The following is a 22,235-nucleotide window of genomic DNA, read 5'->3' on the forward strand; positions in this document are numbered from 1 at the left end:
TGGGTGGATGGGGTTGGAAGGTAGACCGAGTCGATGCCATCGCAGCCTCGCTAAAGCTCGACAGCTCCTACAGGTGATCTCTGTATATCCTTAGGGTTAGATTGGCGCTTTGAGATCCACGCCTAGTGCCGTTGCGAAGGCTTTGACCAGTGGGCTTCGTGGGGCGTTGTGGCGCAGGATGAGGTTGAACGCTGTGCTCAGGTGGATCTGCTCCGGGCATAACACGCGCAGGCGCCCTTCCCTCACCAGCGGCGCGGCGTAGTGCTCCGGGAGGAAGCCCAGGAAGCGGCCCGTGAGGACGAGGATGGCGACGGCTTCTACCTGGGAGGCCGAGGCGGACTGGCTGTCGTAGCTGACGAAGTTGGCCTTGTCGCTGTGGATCGCGTAACGATGGTTGACCACTTCGTGCTGGCGCAACACATCTGCGTTGATAGCACTCGCTTCAAACAGCGGATGCCCGACGGCGCAGTACGCGTGGGACTTTTCTTCGTACAGCGGGAAATAATCGAATTCTTCCCGCCGCTGGTACACCGGGACGATGCCGACAATCAGCCGCCCTTCCACCACGCCCCGCTCAACTTCGTCCAGTTGCGAGGCATGTAGGCGCAATCTTATTTTTGGCGATTCTGTATGTAGTTTTCCCAGCGCTTTAATCAGCGGCGAATTAACGTCAGAGACGGTGTTATCAATAACACCCACACTAAGGTCGCCAATCAGTTCGTTCTGTGCCGAACTAAGCTTGTCTCTGAAACTGTCTACCGAGGCAAATAATTCAATGGACGCTTGATAGACTAATTTGCCTTCTTCGGTCAGGCCAAACCCTTCTCGCCCTCGTGTACACAGGCGCATGCCGATGCGAATTTCCAGGTCGGAAATCTGCTTGCTGATTGCCGCCAGGCCCACGTTCAGCTCATTCTGCGCCGCGCTGAAGCCGCCCGCTTCGACCACAGCCTTGAACACCCGCAGCAATTTGAAGTCCAGGCCGCTGAGTTGCAGGGGCGGTCTTGTGCCGGGTTTTGGCGGTATGTTTCCAGAATTGGAAAGTGGGGTTTCCATAATACGTGTTGACCTCAAGTGCCATCTTCAACAGGCTTTGACCTACTCCATGAACATCGCCGGGCGGCAATAATGAACATACTTAACCGCCCTTGGCAACCTTGAATATATCGGGTTGAACAGCTTTTACCGGCTGCTTTAACGCCCATAAAAACCTGACACTTCGATCAGGACTTTTCGTTTTGCTACTGCCCTCCGAATCCATAAGGCCAAGCCACGTCCATCGGGCTTGTCACTTCTAAAAACAAGCGTGAGGAACACCATGTCTCAGCCCACCGATCGCCTCTGGGGTGCTCGCTTCAAATCCGGCCCGTCTGCTGCTTTGGCGGCGCTGTCCCGTTGCCCCGAGCGCTATTTTCGCCTGACGCCCTACGACCTGGCCGGCTCCCGGGCCCATGCCCGTGAGTTGCAGCGGGCCGGGTTGCTGGATGAGTCGGAAACCTTGCGCACCCTGGAAGCACTGGACCGGATTGGTGAGGACTTTGCCGCTGGCCGCCTGCACCCGACGCTGGATGACGAGGATGTGCACACCTTCATCGAGCGGGTGTTGACCGAGCGTTTGGGCGCCCTGGGCGGCAAGTTGCGCGCCGGGCGTTCGCGTAATGACCAGACGGCCAACGATTTGCGCCTGTTCCTGCGGGATCACGCGCGCACCATCACCACCGAGGTGCTGGGGTTGCAGCAGGCGCTGGTGGACCAGGCCGAGCAGCATATCGAGAGTATCTGCCCGGGCTTCACCCACTTGCAGCAGGCGCAGCCGATTGTGTTCGCCCATCACTTGCTGGCCCATGCGCAATCGATGCTGCGGGATGTGCAGCGCCTGGTGGATTGGGATGCGCGTACGGCGTTGTCGCCGTTGGGTGCTGCGGCGATGGCCGGCTCGGCGATTGCGCGCCAGCCGGAGCATTCGGCCAAGGAGATGGGTTACACCGGGCCGTGCGAAAACTCGATTGATGCTGTAGCCAGTCGTGACCACGTGGCGGAGTTTCTGTTTGTGGCGGGCATGCTCGGGGTGAATATTTCGCGGCTGTCGGAGGAGTTTTGCCTGTGGTCGTCGCGGCAGTTTCGCTGGGTGCAGTTGGACGATGCCTACGCCACCGGTAGCTCGATCATGCCGCAGAAGAAGAACCCGGACATTGCCGAATTGGCGCGGGGTAAAGCGGGGCGCTTGATTGGCAACCTGACCGGGTTGATGTCCACGCTGAAGTCGCTGCCGCTGTCGTACAACCGCGATTTGAGTGAAGACAAGCACAGTGTGTTGGACAGCGTGGATACGTTGCTGCTGGTGCTGCCGGCGATGGCCGGGATGGTCGCGACGATGAAGGTGCAGGTGGACGAGCTGCGGCGTCAGGCGCCGATGGGTTTCACCTTGGCGACTGAGGTGGCGGATTGGTTGGCCACTCGTGGTGTGCCGTTCAAGGAGGCCCACGAGATTACCGGCGCGTTGGTGCAAGCCTGTGAGAAGCATGAGATTGAATTGTGGGAAGCCTCGCCGGCGTTGTTGGCGGAGGTGGATACGCGGCTGACGCCGGAAGTGCGTGAGTGCCTGACCCTGGAAGCGGCGATTGCGGCGCGCAGTGGTTGGGGTGGGACGGCACCGGAGCGGGTAAGGGAGCAGATTGGGCGGTTGAAGACTGCGTTGGCTGTGCAGCAAGAGTGGGCACAGAGTTACACCGGTTTTCGGATTTGAGACAGCTTCACTTGTAGGAGCGAGCTTGCTCGCGAAAAACTCAAGAACGCCGCTGGGTGTCAGGTTTCCAGCGTTATCGTTCACGACCATCGCGAGCAAGCTCGCTCCTACAGGGTTAAAGATCGTTCCCACGCTCTGCGTGGGAATGCAGCCTTGGACGGTCCGCGTCCTGCCGCCAATGCAGGTGGTGACGCGGAGCGTCACGGGATGCATTCCCACGCAGAGCGTGGGAACGATCAGTGTATTCAGTTGTTTTGGAGAGTCACCATGAAACAAACCCCGGCAGAGCGCTTGCAAGCCGAGCGCCAGCAGACCGAAAACCAGTTCGATATCACGAAGTACGAGCATGTGCCGCGTCGCTATTACGGGCGGATGTTTTTTGCCACGTTGATCGTGATCGCCCTGGCCGCCTTGTTGCGGGCATTCGCCAACGGCCAGATCGAATGGTCCTACATCGGTCAGTTCCTCACGTCCGAGGCGATCATCTGGGGCCTGGTGAACACCATCATCATGTCGATCCTGGCCATGGCGCTGGGGGTGGTGATCGGGGTGATCACGGCAATCATGCGCATGTCGGCCAACCCGATCCTGCGCTACGTGGCCATCACCTACACTTGGCTGTTTCGCGGCACGCCGCTGATTCTGCAACTGCTGTTGTGGTTCAACCTGGCGCTGATTTTCCCGGTGATCGCGATTCCCGGACTGTTCAGCATCGACACCGTGGACCTGATGACGCCGTTCGTGGCCGCCCTCCTCGGCCTGAGCATCAACCAGGGTGCCTACACCGCTGAAGTGGTGCGCGCCGGCCTGTTGTCGGTGGACACCGGCCAGTACGAAGCCGCCAAGTCGATTGGCATGCCGAGCCTTCAGGCGCTGCGTAGGGTGATTCTGCCCCAGGCGATGCGGGTGATCATTCCGCCTGTAGGCAACGAGTTCATCAGCATGGTGAAAATGACCAGCCTGGCGAGTGTGATCCAGTACTCGGAGCTGCTGCACAACGCGCAAAACATCTACTACGCCAACGCCCGGGTCATGGAGCTGCTGATTGTTGCCGGCATCTGGTACCTGGCGGTGGTGACTGTTCTTTCATTCGGTCAGAGCCGCCTTGAGCGTCGTTTTGCCCGCGGCGCCGGCAAGCGTTCGTAAGCCCTGACTGAGGAGATTTGCCCATGAGAAGCATCGTCAAGGCCGTGAACCTGAACAAGTATTACGACCAGTATCACGCGTTGCAGGACATCAACCTGGAAGTCGAACAAGGCGAAGTGCTGTGCATTATCGGCCCGTCCGGCTCTGGCAAAAGTACCCTGCTGCGCTGCGTCAATCAGCTGGAAAAAATCGACAAGGGCGGCCTGTGGGTCGACGGCGAGCTGGTGGGTTACCGGGTCGTCGGCAACAAGCTGCATGAGTTGAATGAATCACAGATCGCCCGTCAGCGCTTGGCCACCGGCATGGTGTTTCAGCGCTTCAATTTGTTCCCGCACATGACCGTGTTGCAGAACATCATCGAAGGCCCGTACCAGGTGCTCAAGCGTTCGCCCAAGGAAGCCACCGAGGATGCGTTGGAGTTGTTGGCCCGCGTCGGCCTGGCGGACAAGCGCAATGCCTACCCGGTGGAATTATCCGGCGGCCAGCAACAGCGTGTGGCGATTGCCCGTGCGTTGGCGATGCGGCCCAAGCTGATGTTGTTTGACGAACCCACGTCAGCCCTCGACCCGGAGCTGGTAGGAGAAGTGCTGTCGGTGATGCGTGATTTGGCCACCACCGGCATGACCATGATTGTGGTCACCCATGAATTGGGCTTCGCCCGCGAAGTGTCCAACCGCATGGTGTTTATGGATGCCGGCCAGATTGTGGAAGCCGGCAGCCCTGAAGAAATTCTAATAAGCCCACAAAACCCGCGTACCCAAAGCTTTATTTCTGCCGTTCGCACTTAACTAAAAAACAAACGAGAACGCCCCCATGAAAAATCTGTTTCTTCCAAGTTTGCTCGTAGGCCTGATGGCCTCCACTTCGGTTTTGGCGGCATTGCCGGCAGCGATCAAGGACAAGGGTGAGATCAGCGCGGCCATCGTGCCGAACTACCCGCCGATGGATTTCAAGGACACCGCCACCAACAAACTCACCGGCCTGGACTTTGACCTGGGCAACGCCCTGGCCGAACGTTTGGGTGTGAAGATCAAGTGGCAGGAAACCGGCTTCGAACAGATGCTCAGCGGCCTGACCACCAAGCGCGTGGACATTGTGCTGTCGGGCATGACCGACACCGCCGAGCGCCAGAAGTCGGTGACCTTTATCGACTACTTCACCAGCGGCCCGCAGCTGTACACCCTGGCCAAGCGTGAAGACCTCAAGGAATTGACTGACCTGTGCGGTAAAAAAGTCGGCACCAGCCGACGTACCACCTGGCCGTCGGAAATTACCGCGTGGAGCAAGGAAAACTGCGAAAAGGCTGGTAAGCCAGCCATCGTGGTGATTGGTACCGAGGGCTCGGCGGATGCGCGGGCTCAGTTGCAGCAGAACCGTCTGGATGCGGCGATGCAGGGCAGTGAAACCATTCCTTACCTGATGTCGCTGGACAAGGGTAAGTACAAGCCGGTGGGCCTGGCGATTTCCAAGCAGTTCACGGGGTTGGGGATTGAGAAGAGCAATACCGAGTTGGTCACGGCCATCAGTGAAGCGCTGCAGGGCATGATTGATGATGGGACGTATGGCAAGATTCTGAAGAAGTGGGATCTGGAGCAGGGTGCGGTTGAGAAGATCAGCATCAACGCCGGCCAGTAACGCGATCTAAATGTGGGAGCGGGCTTGCTCGCGAATGCGGTGGATCAGCCGGTACAGTTGGCACTGACACACCGCATTCGCGAGCAAGCCCGCTCCCACACTTGATCTTTATCGCCTTGAAAAAAGAATAAGGACATCCGCCCCACCGTGGCCACGTACTCCCTGGTAATCCGCCGCCTGATGATCTGCTCGGTGACCATCGTCGTCAGCCGCGCCATGACCAGCCCGTTGCTCGCGCTGTTGCTTAGCACCCGACTGGGCCTCAACCAGCAAGACATCGGCTTGCTGATGGGCATCGCCGTGTTCATCGCCACGCTGCTGGGCCTCTACGGTGGCTACATCATCGACCGTCTGGAAAAACGCAAGCTGCTGATCCTGGCAATGCTCTCCAGCTCCATCGGTTTTCTGTTGCTGACCTTTGCCAGCAACCTGTACCTGACCACCCTGACCCTGGTGATCACCGAAGCCGCTTCGGCGCTGTTCCTGATCGGCTCCAAGGCGATCATCAGCGAGAACCTGCCGGTGGGCCAGCGGGCCAAGGTGTTTTCCCTGCGCTACACCCTGACCAATGTCGGCTACGCCACCGGCCCGATGCTCGGCGTGGTGATTGCCGGCCAGATGCCCCTGGCACCGTTCCTGATCGCCAGCGCGATTGCCTTTGGCAGCCTGTTCCTGATGATCGGCATCCCGCCGACCCAACGCGACGACAGCAACAAACCCTTAAGTTTTCTCAGCACCCTGAGGACCCTGCGCAGCGATCGCACCTTGATCCTGTTCACCAGCGGCAGCCTGTTGAGCACCATTGTCCACGGGCGCTACACCTTGTATCTGTCGCAGTTTCTGCTGGTGGCCTACAAGCCGGAGAGCGCGCTGAAAATTCTCTCTGCGGTTCTCGCGTGCAACGCCATCACGGTGATCCTGATGCAGTACCAGATCGGCCGCTTCCTCAAGCGTGAACAACTGCGCTACTGGATCGTGCTCGGCACCTCGTTGTTTATTGCTGGGTTGATCGGCTTCAGCATGGCGGACGGCATGGTGTCGTGGTGTGTCGCGATGTTTGTGTTCACCCTGGGGGAGATGATCATCTACCCGTCCGAGTTCCTGTTTATCGACACCATCGCCCCGGACGCCCTGCGCGGCAGTTATTACGGCGCACAAAACCTGGCGGCATTTGGCGGCGCCCTGAGCCCGGTGATCTGCGGTTACCTGCTGATCAACGCATCGCCCGCCTCGATGTTCTATGTACTGAGCGGGCTGACGGCGGTGGGTGGCACCTTGTGTTTCCTGAGTGGCCGGCGTGTGGTGGTCCGTGCGTAATTTCTACTGATATTTGCGCAATATCCCGCTATTAATAGCGAACTCTCTCACGGACCCGAGCCCCATGAAATTCGACACGGCCTACAGCCTGAGTCTCGACGACAAGCTGTCGATCTATGATGTGCGCGACCTGAATTTCGACGAAACCGCCGCCTTCGATTCCGACAAGGACAGTTTCCTGTGCCCCAATGACGAGTGCAGGGCAGCGTTCCAAGCGGGCAATGTGTTGGGCACCTTCAACGCAAAAAACGTCAATTACCTGCGCACGCCGCACTTCAAGAACATCCCCAGCACCCGGCATATCGAAGGTTGCCGGTACGCCAGCCGCCATGCCGGGAAAGGCGAAGCTGAGGATGGGCCGGAAGAAAATTTCCCGTCGGAATTTGTCCTGACGCGGCGCCAGTACGAACGCAAAACGCCGGTCATCGGTGCTGAGGCTGGCACCCCACAAGAACCACCGAAAACGCCGGCAACCCGCAACGCCTTGTCTCACAGCTCAAGCGACACCACCCCGGACAAGACCAGCGTCTTCGCCCACCCGGTGGAGTGCTACGTGTCCAATATCGACGACAAGGAAAAGCTGAAAAGCATGCCCTTGAAGATCGGCGATCACACCGCGACCTACTGGACTTTTTCCAAGAAGATCGAATACCTGCAAGACAACAAAGGCCTGATCTACTGGGGCAAGATCAAGGAGATCAAGGACTACACCAGCAGCTTTCGCATCGACTTCGAAAAGAAAGCCTGGCTCGACAAGAAGCCCTACTCCATCAATGTTTACCTGAGCAAAAAACTGATCGAGAACTACCGCAAGCGCAAGGCGTTCCTGGAGCAGATCAAGGCGGCGGTGGACAGTGATCGAACGTTGTATTGCTTCTTTTACGGGGTGACGCCGGAGCTGAAACAGGTGCCGAGCAAGAAAAACCCCGAGCAGACGTTCGGGGTGTTCAGTGCCAATATCGAGAACCTGGATCACCTGATTATTCGCGAGGCGCCGGGGTTGGAAACCTAGAGCAACATGCTCACCATCACCACGCCCAACAACCCGATATACACCCGCGCATGCAGTACATCCGGGATACGACCAATCCACGGCGTGGCCAGGCGAATGCCCAGCAGCGAACCCACGGTGAGGATGGCAAACGCCAGCAAGTCGACATAGCCGACAAACCACGCGCCCAATTCCACCTTGGCGAATCCCGCCATGAGCATGTAGGTAAACGTACCGGCCAGCGCCACCGGAACACTCAAGGGGTTGGCCATGGACGTGGACTGGGACATGCTCAAGCCACAACGGCGTAACAGCGGCACGGTCATCACGCTGCCGCCCACGCCCAGGAAGGTGGCGATCACGCCAATGGCGATGCCACCACCCGTCACTTCCGCGCCGCTCAGGCGTCGTGGCTGGAGCCTGTCGTCCTGGCTGAGAAAGCCCCTGCGCAACAAGCAATCGACGATGGTGACGGCCAGGTAGGCGATAAAGGCGTACCGCATGAAATCGCCGCTGGCGAACATTGCAGCCCCTGCGCCCAGCACGGCGCCGACCCCGATGTACCCGCCCAACGGCCACAGGTAATGGCGAATCAGATTACCTTTGCGACGGTGTTTTCCAGTGGCGAGCAGCGCGTTGACGATCATCACGCAGGTGGAGGTGGCGACTGCGATATGCATCGCCGATGCACTCACGCCCGCGTCGTGGCTGAGCTTGAGCATGCCGTATAGCAACGGCACCACCACGAACCCGCCGCCGAAGCCGAACATCACCGCCGTCACGCCGGTCATGCAGCCGAACAGTGCCAGTAATAGATAGAACATCGAGAATCGCCTTCAGTATCAGGGAGAGCTGTCGACGATAGAGATTCAAGGCTTGGCCCGCTTGCGCATGTCGGCCAATAATGTGCGAGATATTGCCACTTCCGGAATCAGCTCCATGCGCAACGTTTCCATCGCTCAACTGGACCTGACGCCCCGAACGGTCGTGGCAATCGGCACCGACTATCCCCACGGCTATCTGCTCAAGCGCCACAGCCACCGGCGCGGGCAGTTGTTGTATGGCGCCACCGGGGTGATGCAAGTCAGCACCCAGCAAGGCAACTGGGTTGTGCCGCCCCAGCGTGCAGTGTGGATTCCCGCCCAGGTGCCCCATGAGGTGCTGATGATCGGTGTATCCACGCGCAGCCTGTATATCGAACCGCACGCCGTCACCGACTTGGGCGCCAGTTGTCACGTCATCAATGTTTCACCCCTGATGCGACAGTTGCTGATGGAGGCGGTGGAGCTGCCGCTGGAATACGACGAGGCCGGGCGCGACGGTACGCTGGTCAGCCTGCTGTTGCATGAACTGGCCCGCGCCACGCACTTGCCCCTGCATATCCCGCTGCCGGAGGACCCACGCCTGCTTGCTCTGTGCCTGGCGTTTCTGCAGCGGCCGCACGTGCACCAGTCACCGATTCAATGGGCCGAACAATCGCACCTGAGCCTGCGCACCTTCAGCCGGCATTTCCGCCAACACACCGGCTTGAGCTTCGTGCAGTGGCGCCAACGAGCCTGCGTGGTGCAAGCCCTGGCACGCCTGGCCAGCGGCGAAACCGTCACCCGGATCGCCCTGGACCTGGGCTACGAAAACCCGGCGGCATTTTCCAGCATGTTCCGGCGAGTGCTTGGCCAGTCGCCGAGCACTTACCTGGAAGGGGCGAAATAGAGCAGCGGCAACCCTATCGAAAAAATCCAGTTGATGAGCGGTAGAAACAACTGTACAAAAACACAGTATAGTTTGCCCTCCCCCGTCGAACCTGGAGAAAGTCCATGTCCTCTCTGGCAATGAGCAACACCGTAGAACAGCAGATCGTCCTTCATCAATTCACCCCACGGCACAGTGTCCAGGCCCGCCTGATGCTGGGCTGGAGCCGGGAAGACCTGGCCCGGGAAGCGGATGTCGAAGTGGACGCCCTTCAACGTTTTGAAAGCCATGGCGATGTGGACGATGAAGTCCGCCTGAGTGTGGCGTTTCGTCTGGAGGCTGAAGGGTTGGTGTTTTTCCCGGGCTTTGCGCCGGGTTGGGGGATGAATGTGCGGGGCCGCGCCAGCGCTTCGACACAACCGGCCGCCAAAGGGATCATCTCCCGGTTTCTGGATTCAACAGCGGCATCCATTGACCCAACAACACCTCAGCCCAATGGTGCGTAGCGCGCAAGGCCATCAACTCACGCCTGCAACTGCAACGCCCGACGGATCATTTGTGGCGGTTGGCCAAACGCTCGCAGGAAGGCTCGACGCATGCGCTCCGGGTCACCGAAGCCCGTCTCTCGGGCGACGACGTCGATGGAGTGGCTGCCGGATTCGAGGATCAAGCGCGCGGCTTCAATGCGCAGATGCTCCACCGCCTTGGCCGGGGATTGGCCGGTTTCGGCGCGGAACAGTCGGCTGAATTGGCGCGGGCTGAGGTGTGCCGCTTCGGCTAGTTGCTCTACCGAGAGGTCCTCACGCAGATGCCCTTTGGCCCAGGCCAGGGCGGTTTGTACGCGGTCGGACTTTGGGTCCAGTTCCAGCAGCGCCGAGAACTGCGATTGGCCACCGGCACGGCGATGGTAGACCACCAGTTTTTTCGCCACGTCGCGGGCCACTTCCACGCCCAGGTCGTGCTCGACCAAGGCCAGGGCCAAGTCGATACAGGCGGTCATCCCGGCCGATGTCCAGAGCGGACCGTCGACGGTGAAGATCCGGTCTTCTTCCAGCTTCACGTTGGGGTAGCGCTGGCGAAACGTCATGGCGTGATACCAATGGGTGGTTGCCTTTCGCCCTTCCAATAACCCGGCCGCTGCCAGGTGGAACGAACCGGTGCAGGCCGACGTAACCCGGCGCGACGACTTCAATGACGCCTGTAGATACGCCACCATGCCAGGAGTGGGCTCGAGTAATTCGTTATCCCCCAGCACCACAATCGTGTCGTAGTCCTGCTGCCCGAACGCCAGGCTATCAATGGCAAAGCCCATGGAGCTTTTGACCGGCCCACCATGCTCCGACAGCAAATCCACGCGGTAGAACGGTCGTCCGACTACGAAGTTGGCAAATTCGAACACGCTGCTGGTGGACAGGCTGAGCACCTGGAAACCGGGAAACAGCACGATACCGACGGACACCATGGCCAAACCTCATGTCTCTAAAGGAGGGATATATGACATTGCGGCCACCACATTACACCCATAATCTTGGTTCCAACAAGGCCGATCCCCTCCCCGGCCCATTTGGAGCAACTGCCATGTCGCAACATAAAGGTTATGCCCTGATTACCGGTGCTTCGTCAGGAATTGGCGCGGTGTATGCCGACCGCCTGGCCCGTGCCGGCTACGATCTGATTCTGGTGGCCCGCAACCAGCAACGCCTGGAGCAGTTGGCAACACGCTTGAAGGCCAGCACCCAGCGTGACGTTGAAGTGATAGCGGCCGATCTCAATCTGCCGGCCGACTTGGCGCGTATTGCCCAACTCGCGCAGAAAGACAGCCGTATCAGCCTGCTGGTGAATAACGCCGGTGTGGGCGCCACAGCTTCGCTGCTGGAGTCGGATGCCGACAAGATGGACGCGATGATTCTGCTTAACGTGCTGGCGCTGACCCGTCTGGCCAAAGCGGCGGCAACCAACTTCGTCGCCCAGGGCCGCGGCACGATTATCAACATTGGCTCGATAGTCGCCCTCGCCCCCAAAGTGCTGAACGGGGTATATGGCGGCACCAAGGCCTTTGTGCAGGCCTTCAGCGAATCGTTGCAGCATGAGCTGAGCGACAAGGGCGTGGTGGTCCAGGTGGTACTGCCCGGCGCTACCGCCACGGCGTTCTGGGACATCGCCGGCCTGCCGGTAAACAACCTGCCGGAAACCATGGTAATGACCACGGAAAACCTGGTGGACGCAGCCCTCGCCGGCCTGGCTCAAGGCGAAGCCGTGACGATTCCGTCGCTGCCGGACAGCGCAGATTGGGACACCTACGAACGCGCGCGGCTGGCCCTGGGTCCGAACCTGTCGCACCGTGAACCCGCCGCTCGCTATGGGTTGAAGTAATCCGGACTAGCGCAGGCCGGGTTTAAACGCAGGCTTCCTGATTGCCTGGGAGGCCTGTTCATAACCGTAGGCGACCGAAAGCAACGTGGCTTCGCTCAAATTTTTCCCATAGAAGTGAACGGCTGTCGGCATTCCTTCTTCGTCCATGCCCGATGGCATGGAAATACCGGGATAACCGGCCACCGCCGAGTAGTAGTAACTGTATGAGTGAAAGTTGGACATCATTGCATCAAGCTTATGCTCGGTCAGCGGCTTATCGATGGTGCTTTTGAAAATCGGCCCTATGGCAGCCCATAACTCGTTGCGCGCCTCATCACTGATATCCATCTCGTTGATCATGGTGAGCATCTGTTGATCCGGCACACCCGGGCCGCTGTTGCGCTCGTTGAATTCAATCAGCTCAGACAGCGACTTCACCGGCAAGCCTGCCCGTCCTGCCAGATAGGCCTCAAGCTGGTGTTTAACGTCTGATAACAGTGCGTCGTTGTATTTTTCGTACGTTTCGTACGACACGCCTTCACCCAACTGATCCACGGGTACCAATGTCGCGCCCTTGGCCCGCAGCAGCGTAATGGCATCCTCGAAGTGCTGCCTGTCGGCTTTTTTGGCCGGGTCGTTGGCCTCTTCTGCCGATAACTCAGGCAATGGCGTATAGCCGATGCGCTTGCCCACCAAGGCGTCAGGCTTGATCCCCTGGGTGTAGAGGTTGGTATCTGTCATCGCATCCAGTGCCTGCGCCGCATCACGCACGTTGCGAGTGAAGGTGCCCACGGTATCCTGGCGGGAACTGGTCATCACCCCTTCGGTGCTCACTAATCCTTCGGTCGGTTTGAAACCAATAACACCGTTGTAAGCCGCCGGCGTAATGATTGAACCATTGGTTTCGACCCCCAATGCCAAGGGCACGATCCCTTGAGCAACGGCGACGGCAGAGCCTGTACTCGAACCGGCCGCCTGGCCATCCAACCGATGCGGGTTGAGGGTCAAACCGCCCCTGGAGCTCCAGCCGTTAACCGGCGCCTCAGAGCGAAAATTGGACAACTCACTCATGTTGGTTTTTCCAATAATCACCACGCCGGCCTTCAGCAGGTTGTCCACTACCTTGGCATTCTTTGCGGCGGGCCTGCCCACCAGTGCCATGGAGCCAGCGCTGGTCTGCATCTTGTCGCTGGTTTCGAACACATCTTTGAGCGCTATCGGAACGCCGTGCAAAGGCCCACGCACTTTGCCTTCGGCCCGTTCCTGATCCAGCGCACGGGCTTTCACACGAGCGTCAGGATTGATTTCAATGAACGCGTTGCCGCCCTGCAAGCCCTTGTCCATGTTGGCGATCAGCTTCAGTGAATCCCTCACCACCGAATCGGAACTGGCCCCATTGGGCCGGGTCATGTCCGCCGCCAAATCGTCGGCACTCCTGTAGGCTTGCGGCGGGTTCACCACCGCATCGAAAAGCCCCGCTGCCCATCCCGCGCCCAAACCTGGTCCGATCATAAATACTCCCCGCCTGCCTGAATGTTGGGAATACCGTTCGATATCCCTGCCTCAGTCTAAGAAGGGCGTTACTCGATGACTCGGGGGCAACGCTTACCGCGTCGTACGATCACTCTCCCCATTGCGTAGGCCTTTAAAGCCGTCCTAAAACCTGCTGGCAGCCTCGCACCAACGCCGCCAGACGATCTCCAGACCAATGCGCACCATAGAACCAGATAACCCTCCAAACCCCGTCGGCATCGGTGCCGACGGGTATGCGAAAGCTCGGGTTACCCGCAGTGGCAGCTTGATGAAAGGCGGCACTTTGGGCATCGGACACCAGCCCATCCAGCCGATTTTCCGTGACCCGATCGTTAATTTCGTTGCCAGGGTCCAGGGTGAAATGGCGCGCGTCATCCATCACCCGCGCAGACACAGGCACCAACTCCGCACCGGCTGTGCGCAGTGCGTTCAGTACTTGAGCAAAGTGCGCGCTGTGTTCGATCATTTCCCGCACATCACCTGCAACATATTCACTGGCAAAACCAATGCGGCTGCCAGCCAACGGCCGTGTGTTGATCAGATGGCCGGCATCGACGACCGGCGGAATCTCCACCATCACCGGCCCCTCAGGGTCGACGCCGCCGAGGGCGATCAGTGATAACGAAGGGTCGCGCACGGTGCGCATCAGGGGGCCGGGGATATCGAACCGGGGGCCGTAGCCACTCGGGGAGTCAAACTCCAGACCGCTGGGGTGATCGCCGGAGCTGACGATTGCACCGCAAGTGTCGGCACCAAACACGACGCCCTTGCTGACGGTCGGGGCGCAAGGCGGGGAAACAGAACTGTCCCCCGAGATTGTCTGTTTAAACAGACACAACGCCCCCGACGCTGTGACCTTCCTACTCTTGTCGTCCATATACACCCACGCCTCGAAACTGATTTTCGAGGGATGATTGCATCCTTTTATCGGGACGGCTGTAGGTCGGAAACAACCTGCAACTCAGCGGCGAGATTGCACCAAATAGCTATCACCCGCCGACATATTGCTCGTTACCCGCGTGCTCGACTTCCAGCCACCAGGCCTGCCCGCGCTCCGGCTGATTGAGCATGAACGCCTGCCCCATCGCCGGCGTGGTGATCGACACATTACGCTCCCACGCCAGCGCCATGATGCGGTCGAAGGGTTCGTGCCACGCATGAAACGCCAGGTCGAAAGTGCCGTTGTGGATCGGCAGCAACCAGCGGCCCTTCAAGTCGATATGCGCCTGAAGGGTTTCTTCCGGTTGCATGTGAACGTGGGGCCAGTCGACGTTGTAAGCACCGGTTTCCATCAGGGTCAGATCAAACGGACCGTACTGCTCGCCGATACGCTTGAAGCCCTCGAAATAGCCGGTATCACCGCTGAAGAAAATCCGCCGCGGGCCGTCAATCATCACCCACGAACACCACAGCGTCTGGTTGCCATCGAACAGGCCACGCCCGGAAAAGTGCTGGGCCGGCGTAGAAACAAAGCGAATCCCGTCCACTTCAGTGCCCTGCCACCAATCCAGTTGCCGCACCTTGCTGGCATCCACACCCCACTTGACCAACGTATCGCCCACGCCCAGGGGCGCGAGGAAATAGCGGGTCTTGTCCGCCAGTTGCACCACGGCTTTGTGGTCCAGGTGGTCGTAGTGATTGTGGGAAAGGATTACCGCCTCGATGGGCGGCAGGTCTTCAAGGCTGATCGGCGGTTGGTGGAAACGCTTGGGGCCGGCCCAACTGAACGGCGATGCGCGCTCGGCGAACACGGGGTCGGTCAGCCAGAACTTGCCGCGCATTTTCAGCAGGACAGTGGAGTGTCCAAGGCGGAACACGCTGTGGTCGGGGGCGGCGAACAGTTGCTCACGGGTCAGCGGCTGCACCGGGATCTCACCCACCGGGCGCGTGCTGCGGGGCTTCTGAAAGAGCATTTTCCACATGATGCCCAAGGTCTTGCCCAAGCCGCCATGCTGGATGGGCTTCTGATTGGTGAAGTGACCTTGTTGCTGTTCGGAAGACTTGGGCGCTGAAGAAGAACTGTCGAGACGGGTTGAGATCGTGGCCATTACCGAGGAACTCCTGCAGGCTGCTCTTGAAATTACACTGCACAGTGTAGTTTCTACATTGCAACAAAACTCGGAGCAAGTAAACTACCGAGTGTAATTTTCCCTTCAGAGCCGAAATCCCCCCATGACTGCACCTCGACGCCTCACCGACCGTAAACGCGAAGCCATCGTGGCAGCTGCCATCGCCGAGTTTCGCGACAACGGTTTCGAGGTCACGAGCATGGACAAGATCGCCGCCACTGCGGGGGTTTCCAAGCGCACGGTGTACAACCACTTCCCCAGCAAGGAAGAACTGTTCGCCGAGATCCTGCATCAACTGTGGGCCAGCAGCGTTGCGCAGCTGGACGTCAGCTACGCCAGCGACCGCCCGTTGCGCGAGCAATTGCGCGGGTTGCTGCAGGCCAAGATGACGATGATGTCGGACGCCAACTTCCTCGACCTGGCCCGTGTGGCAATTGCAGCCACCATCCACTCGCCGGAACGCGCCCAGGACATGGTCAACCGCCTGAGCAAGCGCGAAGAAGGCTTCACCCAATGGGTGCGCGCCGCCCAGGAAGACGGCCGGCTGAGTTGCACCGACCCGTGCTTCGCCGCCCACCAGGTGCAAAGCCTGCTCAAGGCTTTTGCCTTCTGGCCACAGATCACCCTCGGCCAGCCAACCCTGGACGCCGACGCCCAAGCGAACGTCATCGAGTCAGCCATCGACCTGTTCCTGGCGGGCTATGAGGTGGTGCCGCAGCACTGACCTGTTTCAGGAACGACATCCAAGGTCGTTTTTTGTCTGATTCGCCCTGTGTCCTTTGCAAATGGCTTGGAAGGACACTGATTATTCCCTCGCGAATAACTGACAATATTCACACGTATTATCCGACCAGTGGTTTTCCCGATCACGTGTGCCGTCGTACCTGCAAAAAAAGAATCGACCCAGGAATTTATGGAAAACCAACGAGGCAAAGGGCTGTCATTTGCCAGACGTATCTACAAGCCAAGGATCATCGGCCTGGGCATCGGCTGCATCAGCGTCATCGCTGCGCTTTACCCACTGCAAATGCCTGGCTGGGTCTGGGGGTTGCTGCTGTTCAATGGTTTTGGCTGGGCGCACCTGGCGTATCAACTCTCGACCCGTTCTGACTTCCCCTACAAGGCTGAACGACGAAACTTGCTCTACGACTCGCTGCTCGGCGGGTTTTGGGCGGCTACCACGCAGTTCACGCCCCTTACCGCCGTGACCATCCTGTCGATGATGACCATGAACAACGTCGCCGCCGGCGGCAAACGCCTGTTCCTCCACGGGATAGTCGCCCAACTGGTGGGCATCGGCGTGGCATGGCTGTTGTTCGGCATCAAGTTCAACCCCGATGTCAGCCTGGTTCAGGTCTACGCCTGCCTGCCCATGCTGACGCTGTATCCCATGGCGCTGGGCATGGTCTGCTACCGCCTGGCGATCAAACTGTCGGAACACAAACGTGCCCTGAGCGCCCTGAGCCGCACCGACAGCCTTACTGGCCTGCTCAATCACGGCTCTTGGAAAGACCTGCTGCACCTGACGTTTCACAAGTGCCAGCAACAACAGGTCCACGCCACCATCGCGCTGATCGACATCGATCATTTCAAGCAGATCAACGACAGCTACGGGCACATCATCGGCGACCAGGTCCTGCGCCAACTGAGCCTGGAGCTGCGACGCAACCTGCGGGAAAACGACTTGGCCGGGCGTTACGGCGGCGACGAATTCTGTGTGATTCTTCCGGACATGCCCCTGGAACAGGCCGCGCAGGTCATGGAGCGCATGCGCGAAGTGTTCAGCAACTACCGTCATCCGGAAATCCCAGAGCTGCGGGTGAGCCTGAGCATCGGCCTGGCGTCGTTCCAACCGGCCTTCACCGACGCGGCCATGTGGCTCAACGCAGCGGACCGCGCACTGTACGCGGCCAAGGACACTGGCCGTAACCGCGTCAATATCAGTGACTATGTGGTCGCTCATACCGCTTGAATCCCGCGAATTACACCTCGTCTGAATTAAACGCAGCCACCACCGACCGATAGCATAATGCCGCCATTGGTCGGTTGCCGTAGAACTTCTGGCCGACCCTACGACTCAGAACCCGCTGTTCCACCCTCTGTCAGCACAAGGAAGCTGGCAATGAGCACGTTCGCCGTATGCTTGAGCCATACGGTGGCAGGCGCCCCCATGGATACCCCTGACGCTTGCTTCCCCCGAGCACACGACCATGCTATTCAACGCCCATAAAAAAACCATCAGTACCTTGCAAGCCACCCTCGCCCAGCAAGCCAGCCTTCTCGACGCCATCGACCGCTCGATGGCGGTGATCGAATTCGACCTGCAAGGCACGGTCCTGCGGGCCAATGAGAACTTTCTCAAGGCCATGGGTTACACCGCCGATCAAGTGGTGGGCCAGTCTCACCGACTGTTCTGTACCCCGGCCTTTGCCCGCAGCGCCGAGTATGGCCAGCTGTGGACGCAACTGCGCAACGGCCAGTTCCAGTCCGGCACCTTTGAACGAATCACCCGCAGCGGCCAGCCGATCTGGCTGGAGGCCAGCTACAACCCAGTGCGCGACGAGTCCGGCAGCGTGGTGAAAGTGGTGAAGTACGCCATGGACGTCACCCCGAAAATGCAGGCCGAGAGCGAAGCCAACGCCAAGTTGCAGGCCATCGACCGCGCCATGGCGGTGATCGAGTTCAACCTCGACGGCACCATCATCAGTGCCAACCAGAATTTCCTGAATCGCATGGGCTACAGCCTGGCGCAGGTCCAGGGCAAGCATCACCGCATGTTCTGCACACCGGAGTTGGCCAACAGCAGCGCCTACGGCGAGTTCTGGCAACGACTGAACCAGGGCGAGCTGTTCAACGGGCAGTTCGAACGCATCGACAAAAACGGCCATGCGGTGTGGCTGGAAGCCAACTACAACCCGGTGTACGACGCCAGCGGGCGCCTGTGCAAGGTGGTGAAGTACGCCTCCGACGTCACGGCCATGGTGGAGAAACACGCCGCCGATGCGCAAAGCGCGACCCAGGCCTATCACATCTCGCTGCAAACCCGGGACTTCGCCGAAAAAGGCGCCGAGGTGATCCAGCAGACGGCTACGGGCATGCGCGAGATTGCCGCCAACATTGACGGTTCTTCCGCGCTGATCGCCAAGCTGGGCGAGCGTTCGCAGCAGATCACCGCCATCGTCAACACCATTCGCGGGATTGCCGACCAGACCAACCTGCTGGCCTTGAACGCCGCCATCGAAGCCGCGCGGGCGGGTGAGCAAGGCCGTGGGTTTGCGGTGGTGGCCGATGAGGTCCGGCAACTGGCGGCGCGCACCAGCGGTTCAACGGCGGAGATTTCCTCGATGATCGAGATGATCCAGACCGAAACCCGCCAGGCCATCGACAGCATGGACGGCACCCGCGACCGCGCCGCCCAGGGCGTGGACCTGGCGAACCAGGCCGGCACCGTGATCCTGCAGATTCGCGAAGGCGCCAGCGAGGCGGTGCAGGCGGTGAGTGCGTTTGCCAATGAACGGGGCAACAGGTAAGCGACAGGCTTCTTCATGTGCCCGGTCAAGGGCTCGGTCTATAGTGGTGGCTTGTCTTACGCCACGGATTCGAGCCCGCCATGACCCCGGATAAACCTGAAGCCCACGTTGACCATCTGCGCTTTCACCGTAAACACGCCCATCTCGCGCCGACCTTTGGCAACGACACGTTTGCGCTGAAAGCCGAAGCCTTCGCGCGCTTCTTTGGCACGCCGACATTCCTGGGGGCGCAAACGGCAATCGTGATTCTGTGGGTCGTGCTCAACATGACCGGCATCACGCACTTTGACGTGTATCCGTTCATTCTCTTGAACCTGGCGTTCAGCCTGCAATCGGCCTATGCCGCGCCACTGATCCTGCTGGCCCAGACCCGCCAGGCCGCACGGGACAAGGCCCAGTCCGACGCCGACGCCCAGCACCGAGAAGCCCTGGCCGTGGCCAACACCGAACGCCAGGCCCAGGCGGCGCAGACCACCAAGCAATTGCTGGAACTGCTGGAACAGAACACCAAGCTCACCGAGATGACCAAGCAACTGACCGAACGCATCGAAGGGCTGACCAGCGAAATGCACGACCAGTTCGTGCGCAAGACCTAGCCCTCCCATGCATCCAGCTCCCACAGTCAGTGCTCCGGCAAGCGCACATGCTGGCCCAACTGATCAAACAACGTGACCACCGAGCGCAGCGCCCGGCAATCGGGGCGTGTCAGCAGCCACAGGGCCGTGTCGTGCCCCGTCAGCGGCGGGCTCAACGGTTGCAGGCCTGCGCCCAGCAAGTAATCCGGTAACGCCGCTACACCGAGTCCCGCGCGCACCAGTTCGGTCACCGAGACCATGCTGTTGCAGCGATAGGCCGGCATCACTCCAGGCAAGTGCTGGCGCCGCCAGGTGACGGTGGGATGATCCGGCAGGAAGTCATCCGGCGCGATCCAGCTCAGGGCGGCCAGCGCCTTGCCTGCATGCTGGCGGGCATAGTCGGCGCTGGCACACACTCGATACGACACCGTGCCCAGGCAACGTCCTACCAGATGCTCGGGCGGGGCCTTGGTCAGGCGCAAGGCGATATCCGCATCGCGGCGGCTGAGATTGGCAAAGTCATTGGAAGTGCTCAGCTCCAAGGTCAGCGCCGGGTAGCCGGGCATAAAGTGCCCCAGGGCCGGCAGCAACAGTGACTGCAACACCGAATCCGTGCATGTCAGGCGCACCGTGCCGCTGATCACTTCACCGCCCTGCTCCACCCCCACACGTGCCGCTTCCAGCGCCTGTTCGGCACGTTCAGCCTGTTCGGCGAGGGTGGTGGCCAAGGTGGTGGGCAGGTAGCCGGCGCGGCTCTTTTCGAACAGTGTCTGGCCCAGCGCCGCCTCCAGCCGCCGCACCGCGCGAAACACCGTCGACACGTCCACACGCAGCAACGCCGCTGCACGGGCGAGCGTGCCACCCCGCACCAGAGCGAGGATCAGGGAAAGGTCGGAGTAATCGATTTGATAGTGCGTCGCTGCATTGAACATGTGGGCTAACGCCAATATTGATTGCGTGAGCGCCAATCTATAGTGAGCACCAGGACTCAACAAGCCACGGATACCCGCGATGAATAAAACCACCCTGCACCTGGCCCTGATCGGCGACTACGATGCCCAAGTCATCGCCCACCAGGCCATTCCCTCGGCGTTGCAACAGGCCGGCGCGGTCTTGGGCCTGACGGTGCGGTTCGACTGGCTGGCCACCGACACGATCAAATCCACCGAACAACTGCAGCACTACGATGGCTTCTGGTGCGTTCCCGCCAGCCCCTACCGTGACCTCGACGGCGCGCTGCTGGCCATCCGTTATGCCCGCGAACAGCGGCGCCCTTTCCTCGGCACCTGCGGCGGTTTTCAACACGCGGTGCTGGAATATGCCCGCAACGTGATGGGCTGGGCCGACGCAGAACATGGCGAACTGGCGCCCGACTCGCCGCGCGCAGTGCTCACACCTCTGACCTGTGCGCTGGTAGAAGCGACTGACACCATCCGTTTGATGGCCTATACCCGCATCGCCGAGGCCTACGCCACCCTGGATATCCAAGAAGGCTACCGTTGCCGCTATGGCATCAATCCAGACTTCGAAAGTGCATTGCTGGAAGCCGACCTGATTGCCACCGGCCATGACTCGGCGGGCGACCTGCGGGCAGTGGAGCTGCTGGACCATCCGTTTTTTGTCGCCACCCTGTTCCAGCCGGAACGTGCGGCCCTCAAAGGCATCACACCGCCGCTGGCAATTGCACTGCTGAAGGCCTGCGTATGATCGCCAACACGCCCAGGCCACCGTACTACGCGGTGGTGTTCAGTTCCCTGCGCACTGAAGGCGACAACGGCTACGGACAAGCCGCCGACCGCATGCTGGAACTGGCCCGGCAACAACCTGGTTTTCTCGGCGTGGAATCGGCGCGAGGGGAAGATGGCCTGGGCATCACCGTGTCCTACTGGAGCAGCGAAGCCGCGATCCTGGCGTGGAAGCAGCACGCCGAACACATTGAGGTACGCGAACAGGGGCGCTCCACCTGGTACTCGGCGTGCCATACGCGGGTGTGCAAGGTGGAGCGGTCTTACGCGTTCGAGCGCTGAAACATCAGCCTGTGTAAAACACTTAATGTGGACAAGGAAGGCTCTGTGGTGAGGGGGCTTCTGTGGCGAGGGAGCTTGCTGTGGCGAGGGAGCTTGCTCCCGCTGGAGTGCGCAGCGCTCCCAAGATTTTGGGGCCGCTACGCAGCCCAGCGGGAGCAAGCTCCCTCGCCACAGCAAGCTCCCTCTCCACAGCAAGCTCCCTCTCCACAAAAAGCGCTCTAGCCACAGGGACAATGTGGCATTCAACTGACCAGACTGCGCACCGCACTGATCTGCGGAATCTCCACCCGGCGCATATACACCCGCAGCGGTTCCGTGATGTTGATGCGATCGTCGATGTTCTGGTCCAGCAGCAATTGGATCCGCTCGCGGGACAGGGTCATGGCCTGCTCGTCAACCGGCTGCCAGACAAACTCGGCGGTCGGAATGATACCGTCGTCGGCCACGTCCATGCCGAAGGCGTCTTCGCTGAAACGGACGATGTACTGGCCAGTCTTGCGGTTCAGGCCGACAAAACCGTGGAGTTGGTCGGCGGCCTGGCAGATAAGCTCGGAGGTGATGCGCATGGTAAACCTCACTGAAAAGTCCTGTTTGGACTGGAAAGATGGTTTACACGCATGGCAGA

At 60.0% G+C, this 22,235-nt stretch carries 23 protein-coding genes; 15 read left to right on the top strand and 8 right to left on the bottom strand.

What is annotated here, in order from left to right; genetic code table 11:
• Nucleotides 1–96: 96 nt before the first annotated feature.
• Nucleotides 97–1,056: a LysR family transcriptional regulator gene (locus NVB75_RS12070; RefSeq protein WP_258347275.1), complete on the bottom strand. Its 960-nt coding sequence runs from the start codon at nucleotides 1,054–1,056 to the stop codon at nucleotides 97–99.
• 262 nt (nucleotides 1,057–1,318) lie between these two features.
• On the opposite strand from NVB75_RS12070, the gene argH reads away from it, so the two are divergent.
• The 6 genes from argH to NVB75_RS12100 all read left to right on the top strand — a co-directional run bounded on the left by argH (nucleotide 1,319) and on the right by NVB75_RS12100 (nucleotide 7,856).
• Complete coding sequence (argH, locus tag NVB75_RS12075) at nucleotides 1,319–2,746, top strand: argininosuccinate lyase (protein ID WP_258347276.1); 1,428 nt, start codon at nucleotides 1,319–1,321, stop codon at nucleotides 2,744–2,746.
• Nucleotides 2,747–3,013: 267 nt separating this feature from the next.
• Nucleotides 3,014–3,892: an amino acid ABC transporter permease gene (locus tag NVB75_RS12080; protein WP_177025713.1), complete on the top strand. Its 879-nt coding sequence runs from the start codon at nucleotides 3,014–3,016 to the stop codon at nucleotides 3,890–3,892.
• A 23-nt stretch (nucleotides 3,893–3,915) separates the two neighbouring features.
• A complete protein-coding gene (locus tag NVB75_RS12085) occupies nucleotides 3,916–4,680 on the top strand; it encodes an amino acid ABC transporter ATP-binding protein (RefSeq protein ID WP_258347277.1) in 765 nt (254 codons plus the stop codon).
• Nucleotides 4,681–4,705: 25 nt separating this feature from the next.
• A complete protein-coding gene (locus NVB75_RS12090) occupies nucleotides 4,706–5,527 on the top strand; it encodes an ABC transporter substrate-binding protein (protein WP_063027826.1) in 822 nt (273 codons plus the stop codon).
• A gap of 147 nt (nucleotides 5,528–5,674) precedes the next feature.
• A complete protein-coding gene (locus NVB75_RS12095; protein ID WP_258347279.1) occupies nucleotides 5,675–6,844 on the top strand; it encodes an MFS transporter in 1,170 nt (389 codons plus the stop codon).
• Between the two features lie 64 nt (nucleotides 6,845–6,908).
• Nucleotides 6,909–7,856 carry a hypothetical protein gene (locus tag NVB75_RS12100; protein ID WP_258347280.1) on the top strand — a complete coding sequence of 316 codons (948 nt, stop codon included), beginning with the start codon at nucleotides 6,909–6,911 and terminating at the stop codon, nucleotides 7,854–7,856.
• On the opposite strand, the gene NVB75_RS12105 is transcribed toward NVB75_RS12100, so the two are convergent.
• The gene (locus NVB75_RS12105) at nucleotides 7,853–8,659 is read right to left on the bottom strand and encodes a sulfite exporter TauE/SafE family protein (protein ID WP_258347281.1); all 807 of its coding nucleotides are present in this window, start codon (nucleotides 8,657–8,659) and stop codon (nucleotides 7,853–7,855) included. The two genes, NVB75_RS12100 and NVB75_RS12105, sit on opposite strands and share 4 nt — an antisense overlap.
• Before the next feature lie 115 nt (nucleotides 8,660–8,774).
• On the opposite strand from NVB75_RS12105, the gene NVB75_RS12110 reads away from it, so the two are divergent.
• The gene (locus NVB75_RS12110) at nucleotides 8,775–9,545 is read left to right on the top strand and encodes a helix-turn-helix domain-containing protein (RefSeq protein ID WP_258347282.1); all 771 of its coding nucleotides are present in this window, start codon (nucleotides 8,775–8,777) and stop codon (nucleotides 9,543–9,545) included.
• A gap of 104 nt (nucleotides 9,546–9,649) precedes the next feature.
• Nucleotides 9,650–10,030: a helix-turn-helix transcriptional regulator gene (locus tag NVB75_RS12115; RefSeq protein WP_258347283.1), complete on the top strand. Its 381-nt coding sequence runs from the start codon at nucleotides 9,650–9,652 to the stop codon at nucleotides 10,028–10,030.
• Nucleotides 10,031–10,047: 17 nt separating this feature from the next.
• Here NVB75_RS12115 and NVB75_RS12120 read toward each other — a convergent pair whose 3' ends face one another.
• Nucleotides 10,048–10,986, bottom strand: coding sequence for a GlxA family transcriptional regulator (locus NVB75_RS12120; RefSeq protein ID WP_258347284.1), 939 nt, complete (start codon nucleotides 10,984–10,986; stop codon nucleotides 10,048–10,050).
• Nucleotides 10,987–11,102: 116 nt separating this feature from the next.
• Between NVB75_RS12120 and NVB75_RS12125 the strand changes: the two genes are divergently transcribed.
• The gene (locus tag NVB75_RS12125) at nucleotides 11,103–11,897 is read left to right on the top strand and encodes an SDR family oxidoreductase (RefSeq protein ID WP_258347285.1); all 795 of its coding nucleotides are present in this window, start codon (nucleotides 11,103–11,105) and stop codon (nucleotides 11,895–11,897) included.
• Nucleotides 11,898–11,903: 6 nt separating this feature from the next.
• Here the strand turns inward: NVB75_RS12125 and NVB75_RS12130 are convergent, their stop codons facing one another.
• The 3 genes from NVB75_RS12130 to NVB75_RS12140 form a co-directional block, all read right to left on the bottom strand.
• Nucleotides 11,904–13,286: an amidase family protein gene (locus NVB75_RS12130; RefSeq protein ID WP_258348586.1), complete on the bottom strand. Its 1,383-nt coding sequence runs from the start codon at nucleotides 13,284–13,286 to the stop codon at nucleotides 11,904–11,906.
• Nucleotides 13,287–13,521: 235 nt separating this feature from the next.
• The gene (locus NVB75_RS12135; RefSeq protein WP_258347287.1) at nucleotides 13,522–14,286 is read right to left on the bottom strand and encodes a hypothetical protein; all 765 of its coding nucleotides are present in this window, start codon (nucleotides 14,284–14,286) and stop codon (nucleotides 13,522–13,524) included.
• Nucleotides 14,287–14,398: 112 nt separating this feature from the next.
• On the bottom strand, nucleotides 14,399–15,457 hold the full coding sequence (locus NVB75_RS12140) for an MBL fold metallo-hydrolase (RefSeq protein WP_258347288.1): 1,059 nt from the start codon (nucleotides 15,455–15,457) through the stop codon (nucleotides 14,399–14,401).
• Between the two features lie 124 nt (nucleotides 15,458–15,581).
• On the opposite strand from NVB75_RS12140, the gene NVB75_RS12145 reads away from it, so the two are divergent.
• The 4 genes from NVB75_RS12145 (at nucleotide 15,582) to NVB75_RS12160 (ending at nucleotide 19,604) form a co-directional block, all read left to right on the top strand.
• The gene (locus NVB75_RS12145; RefSeq protein WP_258347289.1) at nucleotides 15,582–16,202 is read left to right on the top strand and encodes a TetR/AcrR family transcriptional regulator; all 621 of its coding nucleotides are present in this window, start codon (nucleotides 15,582–15,584) and stop codon (nucleotides 16,200–16,202) included.
• Between the two features lie 189 nt (nucleotides 16,203–16,391).
• Nucleotides 16,392–17,450 carry a diguanylate cyclase gene (locus NVB75_RS12150; protein ID WP_258347290.1) on the top strand — a complete coding sequence of 353 codons (1,059 nt, stop codon included), beginning with the start codon at nucleotides 16,392–16,394 and terminating at the stop codon, nucleotides 17,448–17,450.
• 238 nt (nucleotides 17,451–17,688) lie between these two features.
• On the top strand, nucleotides 17,689–19,008 hold the full coding sequence (locus tag NVB75_RS12155; RefSeq protein WP_258347291.1) for a PAS domain-containing methyl-accepting chemotaxis protein: 1,320 nt from the start codon (nucleotides 17,689–17,691) through the stop codon (nucleotides 19,006–19,008).
• Nucleotides 19,009–19,088: 80 nt separating this feature from the next.
• Entirely contained in the window at nucleotides 19,089–19,604 is a 516-nt protein-coding gene (locus tag NVB75_RS12160; protein ID WP_258347292.1) for a DUF1003 domain-containing protein, read from the top strand.
• Between the two features lie 26 nt (nucleotides 19,605–19,630).
• Here the strand turns inward: NVB75_RS12160 and NVB75_RS12165 are convergent, their stop codons facing one another.
• Entirely contained in the window at nucleotides 19,631–20,515 is an 885-nt protein-coding gene (locus NVB75_RS12165) for a LysR family transcriptional regulator (RefSeq protein WP_258347293.1), read from the bottom strand.
• 79 nt (nucleotides 20,516–20,594) lie between these two features.
• On the opposite strand from NVB75_RS12165, the gene NVB75_RS12170 reads away from it, so the two are divergent.
• Together NVB75_RS12170 and NVB75_RS12175 are read left to right on the top strand one after the other, a co-directional pair.
• Nucleotides 20,595–21,290, top strand: coding sequence for a CTP synthase (locus NVB75_RS12170; RefSeq protein ID WP_258347294.1), 696 nt, complete (start codon nucleotides 20,595–20,597; stop codon nucleotides 21,288–21,290).
• Complete coding sequence (locus NVB75_RS12175; RefSeq protein ID WP_258347295.1) at nucleotides 21,287–21,610, top strand: antibiotic biosynthesis monooxygenase; 324 nt, start codon at nucleotides 21,287–21,289, stop codon at nucleotides 21,608–21,610. The genes NVB75_RS12170 and NVB75_RS12175 overlap by 4 nt, the downstream gene beginning before the upstream one ends.
• A 242-nt stretch (nucleotides 21,611–21,852) precedes the next feature.
• On the opposite strand, the gene NVB75_RS12180 is transcribed toward NVB75_RS12175, so the two are convergent.
• Nucleotides 21,853–22,176, bottom strand: coding sequence for a DUF2025 family protein (locus tag NVB75_RS12180; protein ID WP_258347296.1), 324 nt, complete (start codon nucleotides 22,174–22,176; stop codon nucleotides 21,853–21,855).
• Nucleotides 22,177–22,235: the final 59 nt, after the last annotated feature.

Origin of the sequence: Pseudomonas sp. CBS, from assembly GCF_024734645.1 — a bacterium.
Lineage (GTDB): Bacteria > Pseudomonadota > Gammaproteobacteria > Pseudomonadales > Pseudomonadaceae > Aquipseudomonas.